Annotated in this window: 10 protein-coding genes; 5 read left to right on the top strand and 5 right to left on the bottom strand. The window is 62.9% G+C overall.

What is annotated here, in order from left to right; genetic code table 11:
- Positions 1 to 206 precede the first annotated feature (206 nt).
- Together LXM88_RS30435 and LXM88_RS30430 are read left to right on the top strand one after the other, a co-directional pair.
- Positions 207 to 992 (top strand): PRC-barrel domain-containing protein, encoded by a 786-nt coding sequence (locus tag LXM88_RS30435; protein WP_262543145.1) that lies wholly within the window; start codon positions 207 to 209, stop codon positions 990 to 992.
- A gap of 340 nt (positions 993 to 1332) precedes the next feature.
- Positions 1333 to 2622 carry a cation:proton antiporter gene (locus LXM88_RS30430; RefSeq protein WP_262543144.1) on the top strand — a complete coding sequence of 430 codons (1290 nt, stop codon included), beginning with the start codon at positions 1333 to 1335 and terminating at the stop codon, positions 2620 to 2622.
- 191 nt (positions 2623 to 2813) lie between these two features.
- Here the strand turns inward: LXM88_RS30430 and LXM88_RS30425 are convergent, their stop codons facing one another.
- On the bottom strand, positions 2814 to 2960 hold the full coding sequence (locus LXM88_RS30425) for a DUF3096 domain-containing protein (protein WP_012328534.1): 147 nt from the start codon (positions 2958 to 2960) through the stop codon (positions 2814 to 2816).
- A gap of 427 nt (positions 2961 to 3387) precedes the next feature.
- Here LXM88_RS30425 and LXM88_RS30420 point away from each other — a divergent pair, with 427 nt between their 5' ends.
- Positions 3388 to 3564, top strand: coding sequence for a CsbD family protein (locus tag LXM88_RS30420; protein WP_262543143.1), 177 nt, complete (start codon positions 3388 to 3390; stop codon positions 3562 to 3564).
- Between the two features lie 193 nt (positions 3565 to 3757).
- On the opposite strand, the gene LXM88_RS30415 is transcribed toward LXM88_RS30420, so the two are convergent.
- Positions 3758 to 3955, bottom strand: a complete 198-nt coding sequence (locus LXM88_RS30415; RefSeq protein ID WP_262543142.1) for a hypothetical protein — start codon at positions 3953 to 3955, stop codon at positions 3758 to 3760.
- A gap of 274 nt (positions 3956 to 4229) precedes the next feature.
- Between LXM88_RS30415 and LXM88_RS30410 the strand changes: the two genes are divergently transcribed.
- A complete protein-coding gene (locus LXM88_RS30410) occupies positions 4230 to 4502 on the top strand; it encodes a hypothetical protein (protein ID WP_262543141.1) in 273 nt (90 codons plus the stop codon).
- 67 nt (positions 4503 to 4569) lie between these two features.
- Entirely contained in the window at positions 4570 to 4749 is a 180-nt protein-coding gene (locus tag LXM88_RS30405) for a hypothetical protein (RefSeq protein WP_262543140.1), read from the top strand.
- Between the two features lie 64 nt (positions 4750 to 4813).
- On the opposite strand, the gene LXM88_RS30400 is transcribed toward LXM88_RS30405, so the two are convergent.
- The 3 genes from LXM88_RS30400 to LXM88_RS30390 form a co-directional block, all read right to left on the bottom strand.
- Positions 4814 to 5995 (bottom strand): DesA family fatty acid desaturase, encoded by a 1182-nt coding sequence (locus tag LXM88_RS30400; protein ID WP_262543139.1) that lies wholly within the window; start codon positions 5993 to 5995, stop codon positions 4814 to 4816.
- 88 nt (positions 5996 to 6083) lie between these two features.
- On the bottom strand, positions 6084 to 6302 hold the full coding sequence (locus LXM88_RS30395; RefSeq protein WP_262543138.1) for a glycine zipper 2TM domain-containing protein: 219 nt from the start codon (positions 6300 to 6302) through the stop codon (positions 6084 to 6086).
- 588 nt (positions 6303 to 6890) lie between these two features.
- Complete coding sequence (locus tag LXM88_RS30390; protein ID WP_262543137.1) at positions 6891 to 12401, bottom strand: trifunctional serine/threonine-protein kinase/ATP-binding protein/sensor histidine kinase; 5511 nt, start codon at positions 12399 to 12401, stop codon at positions 6891 to 6893.
- Positions 12402 to 12694: the final 293 nt, after the last annotated feature.

Genomic DNA, 12694 nt, shown 5'->3' with positions numbered 1-12694 from the left:
GACGGACCACCCCCGTGCGCGCTTTGTACGGTTTCGTACCGCATCGGCCATTCGTCGCGTGTAGCGTCTCAACCATGCCGGCCATCCGAGGGGACGCAATCGGCAGGAATCGCTCCGCATCGACGGACGAACGACTGGATGCCACCGCGCGGCAGGCAGGTCAGCCGGTTCCCCGACGTGCCGGGCATCGCTCTGGCGAGGACATCATGTTGCGAAGCATTCGAAGGTTGCACGGAGACACGGTTCGAGCGAAGGACGGCGATATCGGGCGCATTCACCAGGCCTACTTCGACGATGACAACTGGTGCATCCGTTACCTCGTCGTCGAGACGGGCGACTGGCTGCACGACAGGCAGGTGCTGGTCTCGCCGTATTCCGTCACGCATGCCGATCCGGAAACCCGCACGCTATACGTCAGCCTCACGCAACAGCAGGTGAGGGACAGCCCGAACGTGGACACGCACAAGCCGGTATCGCGCCAGCACGAGATCGAGTACCTGCGCTACTACAACTACCCGACTTACTGGGGCGGCCCGAACCTTTGGGGAATGGGCGCGTACCCGGCTTTCGATCCCGCCGGGCCGTCGCAGGACCCCGAAGCGGGCGATCCGCTTGTCTCGCGCACCGCGCCGGCCAGCGCAGCGGCAGATACGCATCTGCGCAGCACCGGCGAGGTCGACGGATATCGGCTCGAAGCCACGGACGGACATATCGGTCACGTGTCCGACTTCATTTACGACGAAGAAGCCTGGGTGATCCGCTATCTGGCGATCGACACGTCGAGTTGGTGGTCGACCGGCAAGGAAGTGCTGATCGCGACTCACTGGCTCGACCAGGTGGACTGGCCCACGAAAACGGTATCGGCCAAGCTCACGCGCGACGCAATCCGCCGGAGCCCTCCATACGACGACTCGCAGCTCGTTCATCGCAGCTACGAGATCGAGTTGCACGAGTTCTACGGCAAGCACGGCTATTGGTCTGGAGACCGGTAACGGAGCAATGACTGCCGGCGCGCGCTGGACGGATTGGGAGCGCCGCCGCCTTCCGACAACACCCGAACGCGCCATGACGCGAAGCGCGTCGCGTTCCGCTGCCAGCCGACGCGCTGGCCGAGCGTAATGCGTGCCGGCTTGCCCGCGCGACGCTCGAGCATGAGAATAAGAGCGACGATGCTGACGAGATGCGTGCGTTCCGAGTGCATCAGACCGCCGTATTCCAGAATCGATTCCGGCCGAATTCACCGGGCGTGCCGCGCGCATCCTCCACGACGCCACATGGCGACCTGCGCGCGTAGTGCGGCGGGCGCGACGTTATCCATGCGGAGGAATCAACGTGACCGAAACGATCGGATGCCTCATCTTCGGAGCCCTGCTGATTTTCATGGGACTCGTCGGATCGTCGCTCGAGCGCCTGCCGCTGAGCGCGGCCATGGTGTATCTCGGGATCGGTTTTCTGATCGGACCGGCCGGCACCGGCCTCCTGTCGATGACATTGCCGGATGACGTCACGCGGTTGCGCATCGCGGCCGAAATCGGCCTGCTGATCTCGCTGTTCGCGATCGGCCTGAGGCTGCGTGTCCCGCCCGCCGATCGCCGCTGGATGCTGCCGCTGCGACTTGGCGTCGTCGCGATGATCTTCACCGTCGCGTCGATCGCCGCGCTCGGCGTGCTGGTGTTGCATTTGAGTCTCGGCGTCGCGGTCCTGCTGGGTGCGATGATCGCGCCGACGGACCCCGTGCTCGCTCACGACGTCGGCGTGCGCGACGCGGGCGACGTCGAACGGGTGCGCTTTTCGTTGTCCGGCGAAGGCGGGATCAACGACGGCACGGCCTACCCGTGCGCGGTGCTCGGCCTGCTTTTGTGCGGGTCCGGCACGACGCCGGGGCTTCACTGGAGCATGGTCGGCACCATTGCATGGGGCATCGCGTCCGGTGTGGGCGCCGGCTGGTTGCTCGGCCTTGCCACTGCCCGGCTCGTCGCATTCCTGCGCAGCCGTCACGGACAGGCACTCGGCCTCGAAGGGTTCTTCTCGCTTGGCCTGATCATGCTGTCGTACGGCGTGACGCTCGCCATTCATGGCTACGGGTTCCTGGCCGTGTTCGCCGCGGGCGTCGCGATGCGGCGCGTCGAGCATCGAACGAGCGGCCGGAAGACGTCGAAGGAGACGATCGGCGTCGTAGACAGCGAGGATGTCGAGGCCACCGCCACCGATCCCGACAAAGCCCATGCGTTCGTCGCGGAATCGGTCATGGGATTCACGATCGAGCTTGAACACATCGCCGAAGCCGTGCTGATCCTGCTGATCGGCGCGCTCGTCTCCCGCTATTGGGCAGACATGCTGACCTGGACGGGCGCGGCCATGGTCGCGACACTGCTGTTCGTCATCCGGCCGGCCGCCACCCAGCTCGCGCTGATCGGCTCCCGCGCGTCGCGCCACCAGCGCCGGCTGATCAGCTGGTTCGGCATTCGCGGCGTGGGTTCCCTGTACTACTTGATGCTGGCCCTCGAGCAAGGGCCGCGCGCGGAGCTGTTGCCGCTGGTTCCGTGGGTACTGGCCATCGTCGCCGCGTCGATCGTGCTGCACGGCATTTCAGCAGCGCCGCTCATGCGCCGCTTTGCGTGAGATCGCGAACGTCGCGGCGCATCACGTCGGCCGCGCGACCTCGATTGCAACCGGCGCGCGATGACGCAACCGGGCAATGGTCCGGGACATCGTTCCGCGGTCCCGCCGTGCTGACCTTGTGACGGTGGCGAATCGATGATCGCAGGTGCTGCCTGCGAGGGTCGTCACCTGCTTTTTCGTTGAGGGCCGGTTCAGTGGATATGTCCGCCGAATAGCCCGAGCAACCCGATGACGATCAGGTAGATTGCAACGATGTAGTTCAACAGACGGGGCACTACAAGAATCAGAATGCCTGCGATCAGCGAAACCAGTGGGCCCGCGCTCGTGAGGATGTGCATACGCCCTCCGCAAGATTGAAAACAACAGATGGATGCGAAGCCGCCCTGCCCCCGCCGCTCGTTACAGCGACTCGAGCCGGGTGATCTTTGATGTTCGTCGCTGCATGATTCGCCCCGGGTTGTTCGTCGATATCCCTGACGCTACACACAGACGAATGCGAATGCGGTACGAAAGCGTACCAAGCATGCAAAAACAGACAACCTGCACAACCACCCGTCGCGGCGATCGCCCCGATCGCCGCCCACGTGCATACGATGGCGCGCCGGCGCCAAATCGCGTACGGCATCGTACCGACTTCCGCCGCGATTGCGCGCAGTGTGTCCTCTGGCATCCTGATTGTTCCACGTTAAAGCGCCCGATACGAGGCCTCGATGGTTCCAGGTTTCGTACCGGTAAAACAGGCGACCAATGTCAAGGAGCAGTGTGATGAACAGGGATCAGGTGAGAGGCCGCATCGCGGAAGCGAAAGGCAAAATGAAGGAAATGGTCGGCAGGGTCATGGGAAATCGTTCGACCAGAATGCAGGGCAAGGTCGAGCAGGTCGTCGGAAAGACACAAGCGTCATTCGGTGACGCGAAAGAGCAATTCAAGCGGCGGCCGTAGGGTGTTCGCACGAACGGTTCTGAAGCGCCGCGCGATCGGGCAACGTGCAGCGGATTCACCGGGTGTTGACGGCGCGCGTGTGCACGCATCGTGCGATACCCGTTTTCCGGCTGACCGTCACGATGCCGCAATGCGTCAGGTGCCGTCGCTGTGCGTGACAAAACTCCCGTCCCGTCCGTTCAACGCGTGCGCGCTAATCCGCCGCGCACCGATTCAGCCACAGCCGGCCTGCGGCCGTCATGTTGATCGAGCCGCCGGTGCGCGACTCGTATGCAAGCCCGTGAGTCAATAGTTCATTGGCTATGGCGCGTGGAATTTCGGCCTGGGAATCCGGAATTCGATCAAGCGATTTGAGGGTCTCGACGACCTCGGGTGAAAGTGGGATGCACATGGCGGCCTCCTCGGTGTTGAGTTCATCGTGAACCGGACGGCACGCGTTGGTCTGTACGGTATCGACTATTTGGAAGCGGGTTTATCCGGCACCGTAGCGGACACCGCACCGCAACCCTGTGATTTATCCGCATCGAAATATAATTCGGCATCCGATGTTTTTATTGCACAACCGGTATCGAGCGCGCACACTGAAGATACCTGCCGGTTTGTCGTCAAGGCATCGTTGCCCTTGAATCCTTCGGTGCCAACGATTGCTCTGTCAGGAGCAAATCATGACGATCCCCGCGCTCGAATATCGCGGACGTGAACTCCGTTTCTATTCGCAAGCGCTTTTCCCGCCGTTCGGCAATCCCCACGCCCCCGGCCCGAAGCGCTTCGGTTCGATCGTGCGCATCGACACGATTCCGGCGACCTCGGCAACGGCGCCGCGTTACTCGACCATTTTCGAGCATGGTGCTCCGCAAACGGCGGCGCTCGTACTCGACCTGGCGATGCAATTCGGCAAGGACATCGTGGACGGCAAGATCGCCGCCGTAGCGATCTGATCCGTCCGCCGCATCCGACTCGACGCGGCGTCTCGCGACGCGAGCACACCTCACTCAGGAGCGATCCATGAAATATTACTCAGGCACCTCGATTGATCGGCGCGATGACGCGACCCGACAAAAGCAACGGGATGATCTGGCCCGTGCGGACGTCGAACGCGCCGAAAAGCGCATCCGCCAGGATGCCGGCATCGATTCCCATGCGAGCAAGTGGCGTTATTCGCGCCCCGACAATCGGGCAAGATGAGCGGTGCTTGCACCGCGCGCTGTGGCACGCCGGTCCCGCATGGCGGGTCGCGGGCGTGCCCGGATCATGCATACCGGCGCAGACGCATCGAGAAATCGGCGATCGCCTTGATGCCGCTCTGCTCCGCGCAACGGCACCAATCCTGCAACTGAACCAGCAGTTGCTCGTGCGATGTGTGTGACCACGTCCATAGCTCGAGCAACGCCTCGTACATGTCCACGTACACGCGTATTCGCCGGTCGGCATTGGGGCTCGTCAGCGCCCGCAGATCGGGCTTGTCCCGGTGGCCCCAGGCCTGGCGCAGCCAGCGTTTCATGCCGAGCGCGAACGCGCGCTTGTCGTCGCGGCTCATGTCCTTGATGCGGCGCAGTTCCCGCCGGCAGGCGGGTTCGAGCATGCGTGCATAGGCGGCCATCACCGCATGCCGGTTTCGGATGACCGCTTGCAGCGTTGCGTCGTCGACCACGGCCTTGTTCGGGAGCAGGCGCGGCTTCGTTGCGACTCGCCGAATGGTTGCCAATCTCAATGCCGCCAACAGGCGGATGTACAGCCAGCCGATGTCGAATTCGAACCAGCGGTTCGACAGCCTGGCGGACGTCACGTATGCGTGGTGATTGTTGTGCAGTTCTTCCCCACCGATCAGGATGCCCAACGGGAAAAGGTTGGTACTCGCATCGGACGTCGCGAAATTCCGGTAACCGCTGAAGTGGCCGCAACCATTGATCACGCCGCCGGCCCAGAACGGAATCCACATCATCTGGATCGCCCACGCCGCCACGCCGGGCAGCCCGAACAGCCCGACGTCGATCACGGCCAGCAGCCCGACGCCGAGATTCGGATAGCGTGCGTAGACGTGGCGTTCGAGCCAGTCGTCCGGCGTACCCGATCCATATCGGCGCAGCGTTTCCTCGTTCCGCACTTCCTCCCGGTACAGTTCCGCGCCGCGGAGCAGCACGGTCGCGAGGCCTCGGGTTCGCGGGCTATGCGGATCTTCCGGGGTCTCGCTTCTCGCGTGATGCTTGCGATGCACCGCGACCCACTGCAGGGTCAGCATGCCGGTCGTCAACCACAGCCAGAACCGGAAGAAGTGACTGACGCACGGGTGCAGATCCAGCGCCCGGTGCGCCTGACAGCGGTGCAGATACACCGTCACGCCGACGATGGTGACATGCGTGAGCGCGAACACGACCCACGCAAGCTGCCACCAGGACAGCCTCAGCTCGCCGTTCAGGAGAAATGCCGACATACCGGTCACACTCCGGGCCACGCAGGTATCCTCGCGCGCTTCGCCGTGACGGCGAGTGCGCGTGCCGACTCCCTACCCTTCGGCCGGCCTATTTCCCGACCTGATTGCCGACAACGCCGCCGACGGCCGCGCCGCCCACCGTGCCCAACGCACTACCGCCCGTCAGGACTGCACCGGCAACACCGCCGACACCCGCCCCGATCACGGTATCCGTTCCGCGGCGAGACATACCGCCGCAACCCGCCAGCACGACAATCGTCATGGTGACTATCGCCATCTCGACTGCCACGGAATGTAGCTTTCTCATGATCATCTCCTCGGGTTGCCGCGGCGCCGTCCGATCCGGCACGACGCACGGAAGCCCGTGCGCTGACATCCCGATGAAATTCGGGACGTCGATTCATGATGGGCGGTGAATCGCGCGCAGTCCGTCCGCTAACGTACCGGCCCGGATGGTGACCTGCCGTCTCATGGAAGCAAGGCTTGCGCCGTCCCGAGCGTCATGTTGGCTCTCAGAAAGGTATCTTTGGCAGTCTATATAAATCAATGACTTGGACATCTTTTTTGAGACGACTCGGGGCCGCCCGTCTCAGAAAAAGCGACCTTGGGCACGGGAATTCTCAGAAGAGTCGTCCTTGGGAAGGTTGCCCATCTACGTCGAGATATCCGACGACGAACGCCACCGCAGAGGTGCGCACAAGAACCTGATGGGGCGCAAATCACGTGCAATTTGTCCATCTCCAGCCCTACGACCGCGCGCCGTAGCGTCCATTCGGATGTCGGCTCAGAGCCAGACATCGGACGCTCGCCGGCCGACTATCATGCAATTCGTAGTGGTTGACGGAGGGCGGCGGCCGGCGATGCGATAACCAACAGTGCGCGGTACGAGGCCTGACTACACTGAAACAGCCAGGTCGACGGGCACCGTGAACTGAAAGAGAGCGCCACGGGGTACGTTTGCGCTCGCCCATAATCGGCCGCCGTGCGCGTCGACGATCGAGTGGCAGATCGAGAGCCCCATGCCCATCCCGCCAGCCTTCGTCGTATAAAACGGCTCAAAGAGGCGCTCGATGTGCTCGGGAGCGATACCCGGACCGGAATCGCGCACCGCCACCAGGACGGCACCCGGGTCGTTCATGGCGGAACTGATCGTCAATTCCCGCGGCCCATCGTCAACGGCGCTCATCGCATCAATGGCATTGATAACAAGGTTCAGCATTACCTGTTGCAGTTGCACGCGGTCGCCTTTGATGAACGGCAGGTCCTCCGCGAGCTGCATCCGAACCGAAACGCCGTTCCGGTTGGCTTCACCGGACGTGAGCGCCATGACCTCGCGAATCGCCTCGTTGAGCTGCAGGCTCTCGCTGCACGTGGGGGCCTTTGTGACAAGGCCATGAATGCGCTTGATCACCTCGCCTGCACGCCTGGCGTCGCGGACGATACGATCGAATGCCTGACCGGCCTCACGCACATCGGGTGGTTCGCGAGCCAGCCAGCGCAGACCCGTTGACGCATTGAGTGTGATCCCCGCGATCGGCTGCTTGATTTCGTGGCCGATCGAGGCTGCGAGCTGCCCTATCGCCGTGACGCGGTTGGCATGTGCGAGCTCGAGCTGCATCTTGCGTTCATTCGCTTCCGCCCGTTTGCGCTCGCTCAGGTCGAGCACAAACACGATGCCCTGAGTCCCGCTCTCATCCAGCATCGCAACACCAATCAGCACGGGCACGCGGCTGCCGTCCTTCCTGAAGTACTCTTTCTCGTATGGCTGCAATGTCCCAGTGATCCTCAGCTCCGGCATCCACTCTCTTCTGTTGCGTTCAAGCCATTCTGGTGGCGTCAGGTCGGTCCAGCGCAGATGCCCCGCCAGGAGATCGTCACGATCGTATCCCACGATACGAAGAAACGCGTCATTGGCTTCGAGGATCTCACCTTCGAGATCCCCAATGAAGATCCCGACGATATTGGCGTCGACGAGGCGCCGGATTTTTGCTTCTCGTTCTTCGAGATCACGATAAAGACGGGCATTTTCCAGCGTCATCGCGGCCTGCGAAGCCAGTACCTTCAGGACCGCAATCCTCGCCGGGGTAAACGCGCCGGCGGCGAGGTTGTTTTCCAGATAAAGCAATGCAATCAGCCTTCCCTGCTTGACGAGAGGCAGGCAGAGGATCGATCGCGCCTGCACGCGAGCAACGTAGTCGTCGTTGGAAAACGCGCCGCGCGCTGCGGCATCGTCGAGGATCACGCTCTCCTGGGTACGCGCGCAATACTGGAGAATCGACTCGGGCAACTCTGCGGCAGAGATCAGCGCCTCGCGGAGCGCGACCGTGACCGAGGTGCCGTTCGTATGGGCTTGCGCCCCGATCCTTAGCCCGGCACCCTGCGAGAGCACGAGCAGGCCGCGTTGCGCACCTGCGTGTTCCACTGCCGTGCGCATCAGTGCTTCGATCAGGTTCTCGAGCACAATTTCGCCCGACGCGATCTGAGAAACGCTCAGAACCGTAGCGAGATCCAGCTGCTCGATTGGCGTTCCGATCATGGCCGTCTGGTGCAGACTGTCCGCATAGGCCTTGAGGTGGGGATAGTGCTCTTCAAGCTGTCGCGCCTTGCCATTGGCTCCCCAACGCAGATAAGCGTCATAGGCATCCTGCAGGTAGACGCGCGCGATTTTCTCAAAACCTCGCGTCGCAAAGAAACGTGCAGCCAGTTCGTTGGCAAGCGCCTCGTTGTGCACAAAACCGTTTGCGTTGGCCGAGCGGATAGCCTGTTCGTAAAGCGCTTCGGCATCAAGCGCGCGGCCTTCGATCCGGGCGATCTCAGCCCCCACGAGTGCTGCGCGGTTCTCGAAATTCTCTGGGCAAATATCTGCCCAAATCTCGAGTTGTCCTTGATGGTCAGCAAGCGCCTCAATGTGAATCTGTCGCACATCCGCCGTCGCCGTATCGAAACAGGCCGCGCGACACAACGCGCTGTAAAAGTGATACTCGGCGATTTCGAAGGTTAGCGACGTCCAAAGCAGCCGTCGCGCCCGCAATGAGGCATCGAGTGCCGCGCCATAGTCGCCTGCGAAGAACCGCGCCTGCAGCTTTCGGATCCAGTACCAGCACTCGGCCATTGCCAGATTCGGGTTCTCCATGAAGCGGCGCTCAATCCGAAGCTCATCAAAATTCGCATCGTCGAAGCGGCCAAACGTCGGCGTGAGCCCCCTCAGCGTCCGTACCAGACCGAGCTGGGCGCCGATGCGGTCAATGAAGGCGCCGAATCGCATCTTCTGTGCAAACGCGAGACCCCGTTCGGCTTCGCATTGCACCTGCTCCAGCGGATCGCCGGCGGCAAGCAGGTTTGTATTCAGGTGGCTGCAACTGTACGCCGCGCAAGTGAGGTCCCCGCTTTGGTTGGCCGCTTCGAACGCGCGACGCACCAGTTCACGGCCAGCCCGGACAGGTTGTTTCCATGGCAGGATCATGCCGCCAAAGATCATATAGGCCCTTACATCGTCGCGCTTCAGCCCGCGCTGCTCGACCAGCTCGTAGCTGAGCCGGCCGAATCGATATCCAGTCTCGTAATCGCCGAGGTGCAGCCCGGCGATCACGCCGAGCCACACGAAGGCGAAACAGGACGCGTCGGCGTTACCGCGCTCGAGAATCAGATTGACCATGCGACAGGTGACCAGGCAAAGCAGGTTCCGATCCGTATAAAGGGCAGCGACCGCCAGCTTGGCCAGAACATCGACAGTTGCGAGGGATGCCGGGTCAGCCATCAACGGCAGATCGACGAGTGCCTCGGGCGGGCGCTTTCCGAGGGTGGACCAGATCCGCTGATACTCCCGGCGCGCTTCCTCTTCCGTCGGATGCAACGACCACTCGATGCCCAGACTGCGGAGGTAATCGAGACCGATGGCGGCCGCGCGGCTGCTCTGATCGAGGGTCACATGCAGATCCACGCGCAGACACGCGACGCGCGCGGCTTCCACCGAATCTTTCGTGCGCTCTGCCAGTGCCGCCAGACGCTCGTCCGCAGCCGCCAGCGCACCGGTCAGAAATTCGCATTCGGCCCGGTTCAATTCCAGCGCGAAGATGAGCTCCCGCAGGCGACCCCAGCCATCGCCGCCCACGAGCGCCACGCCGGCGACCAGGTACTTGAGCGCTGACGCGTAGGCGGTGGAAGCCTTGGCGCGCCTCCCGGCGATCAGGTTGAACCCGGCGAGCTGATCCCGCTCGGCTCGTGACGTGATCAGCGGGATCGCGCGGTTGAGATGATTGACGATCTCGAAGATCGCCTCGTCGCGCTTCCCGCCTGGCGGGTGTTCCGCCAGCAGTCGGCCGATTCGAAGGTGGACAGCGCCTCGCTGTGCTTCGGCAATGAGCGAATACGCGGCTTCCTGAACGCGATCGTGGGCGAACCGGTAGCCAGCCGCGCCCCGCTCGACCAATTCCAGCCGGACGGCGGCCCAGAGCGCCGCGTGAACCTCCTCCTCCGACGTCCCGAGGACGAGTGAGAGCGTTGTCGTCCCGGCGCTGTTGCCAAGACACGCCAGTTGCTGCAATGCATTCAGTGTTTCGCGCGGCAGGCGCGTGAGTTTCGCGACCATGAGGTCGACGACGTTATCGGTATATCCCTTGGCGTGAATGTGGTCGAGATCCCAGCACCAGCGGGCAGCATCGTGGTCAAAGGTGAGCATGCCCTCGTCAGCGAGCGACGACAGGAACTGAATGGCGAAAAACGGATTGCCGCCGGTTTTCTGATGAACCATTTGTGCAAGCGGTGCGACGTGTGCGTGCTCGCAGCGAAGCGCATCTGCAAGCCACTGCCGCAGATGCGTTTGCTTAAGCGGTGCAAGCGCGATTTCGGCAACCACTCCGCCAGCGGCCATGATGGCTTCGAGCTTGCGCCTCAGCGGATGGGCAGCTGTGACCTCGTTATCGCGATAGGCACCGATCAGCATGAGGTGCTGCAGATCGGAGCGGGTCAACAGGTCCTCGAGCAGATCCAATGTGGCCGCGTCGAGCCATTGCAGGTCGTCGAGAAAAAGTGCCAGTGGATGTTCCGCCCGGGCAAAAACGCCGATAAAGCGCTGGAATACCAATTGAAAACGACGTTGTGCCTGCTGCGGCTCAAGCTCAGGGACAGGGGGAGGCTCTCCGATGATGAGCCTGAGCTCAGGAACGAGGTCGACCATCAGCCGCGCGTTCGGCCCGAGCGCCTCGCTAAAGGCGTCACGCCAGCAGGAAAGCTCTGTCTCGCGCTTGCCGAGAAGCGGTCGCACGAGGTTCTGAAAAGCCTGGGCGAGCGTCGCATAAGGGATGTCGCGCTTGTACTGGTCGAACTTGCCTGCGGCGAAGAGTCCGCGCGGTGGCACCAGCACCCGGTGCAATTCGTTGACGACCGCGGACTTGCCAATGCCCGGATAACCGGAGACCAGCACCAGCTCCGGCGCGCCGTTTTTGACGATGCGATCGAAGGAGGCAAGCAGGGTCTCGACCTCGTCCTCGCGCCCGTAGAGCCTTTCCGGGATGAGCAGCCGATCGGGCGTGTCCTGCTGACCGGGTGCAAAGTCGTCGATGTAACCCTGGGTTTCCCACCCGGCGAGGCAGCGCCGCAGATCGCGTTCGACGCCGCCGGCGGTCTGGTAGCGCTCCTCGGCCGTCTTGGTCATCAGTTTCATGATGATGGCCGACAGCGGGACGGGGACGCCCTCGAGCCGCTCGCTGGGCGGCACCGGCTTTCGTGCGATATGGCAGTGCACCCACTCCATCGGATCGGTCGCGGCGAACGGCAGCGAACCGGTGAGCATCTGGTAGAGCGTGACGCCGAGCGCATACAGATCGCTACGGGCGTCGATCGAGCGATTCATGCGCCCGGTTTGTTCGGGGGCCATGTAGGCAAGCGTGCCGGTGAGGGTCTCGGGCGGCTCGGGCGCCTGTCGCTCGCGTCGCAGCTGCGAGGCGATGCCGAAGCCGGTCAGCCGCGGCTGTCCGTCCGTGCAGTTCACGAGGATATGGCCAGGCTTGAGGTCCTTATGAACAATGCCGCGCTGGTGAAGCTTGCCTAGCGCTGCGGCGATGCCGACGGCGAGGCGCAGAGCACTGCGTACCGCCATGGGCGCGCCGATCAGCCGCTCGAGCGGCTCACCGCCCGGATCCTCGAGCACCAGCAGCGTCCCGCCGCCTTCGCGCACCAGCTCCAGCGGCCGAACGGCCCACGCACCGTCGAGCTCGTCCTTCAGTTGGAATTCGTGAGCGAGCCGTTCAAGACTGGCAGGTGAGGGCTGCTCGGCGGCGGCCCGTGCAATGAGTCGCGTTTCGTCGCCGCCATCGGCCGTACGTCGTGCCCGGCTGAAGACTCGCTCGCCATCCTCCCACAAGGTTTGGAGGCCGTTGCACATCTCGCTGTAACCATGGGTAGCCATTTTCCGCTCTCCACTGTGTCGTCAGAATACACCCGACGACTTATGAAGACGGAGCCCCTCTTTGAGGCGAAAAAGGTCCGGCCCGCGCGGAGCGCTTGAGTGACACGATTCGCGTCCCGCTGCCAGAGGACCCCGACCGGTGACTGTTGAGGTTCGCGAGAAATTGCAGAGAGTCCTTGCGAGCAGGTGTCAGTTTTGCACTGAAAAGCGGCCATAGTCGAGAAGCCGGGCCCAGCGGCCGCTTCGGGTCGAATACGGAAATTGGTAGCTGATGCTGCGGCGCACGAACGGTT

It is taken from the genome of Burkholderia sp. S-53 (assembly GCF_025560745.1).
Lineage (GTDB): Bacteria > Pseudomonadota > Gammaproteobacteria > Burkholderiales > Burkholderiaceae > Burkholderia > Burkholderia pyrrocinia.
Note: the sequence above shows the minus strand (reverse complement) of the source record. Positions and strands in the feature narration are given on the sequence as shown.

Coding starts and splice junctions, on each gene's coding strand:
- LXM88_RS30435 (WP_262543145.1), top strand. CDS start 207: ATGTTGCGAAGCATTCGAAGGTTGCACGGAGACACGGTTCGAGCGAAG.
- LXM88_RS30425 (WP_012328534.1), bottom strand. CDS start 2,960: ATGCACATCCTCACGAGCGCGGGCCCACTGGTTTCGCTGATCGCAGGC.
- LXM88_RS30420 (WP_262543143.1), top strand. CDS start 3,388: ATGAACAGGGATCAGGTGAGAGGCCGCATCGCGGAAGCGAAAGGCAAA.
- LXM88_RS30415 (WP_262543142.1), bottom strand. CDS start 3,955: ATGTGCATCCCACTTTCACCCGAGGTCGTCGAGACCCTCAAATCGCTT.
- LXM88_RS30410 (WP_262543141.1), top strand. CDS start 4,230: ATGACGATCCCCGCGCTCGAATATCGCGGACGTGAACTCCGTTTCTAT.
- LXM88_RS30405 (WP_262543140.1), top strand. CDS start 4,570: ATGAAATATTACTCAGGCACCTCGATTGATCGGCGCGATGACGCGACC.
- LXM88_RS30400 (WP_262543139.1), bottom strand. CDS start 5,995: ATGTCGGCATTTCTCCTGAACGGCGAGCTGAGGCTGTCCTGGTGGCAG.
- LXM88_RS30395 (WP_262543138.1), bottom strand. CDS start 6,302: ATGAGAAAGCTACATTCCGTGGCAGTCGAGATGGCGATAGTCACCATG.
- LXM88_RS30390 (WP_262543137.1), bottom strand. CDS start 12,401: ATGGCTACCCATGGTTACAGCGAGATGTGCAACGGCCTCCAAACCTTG.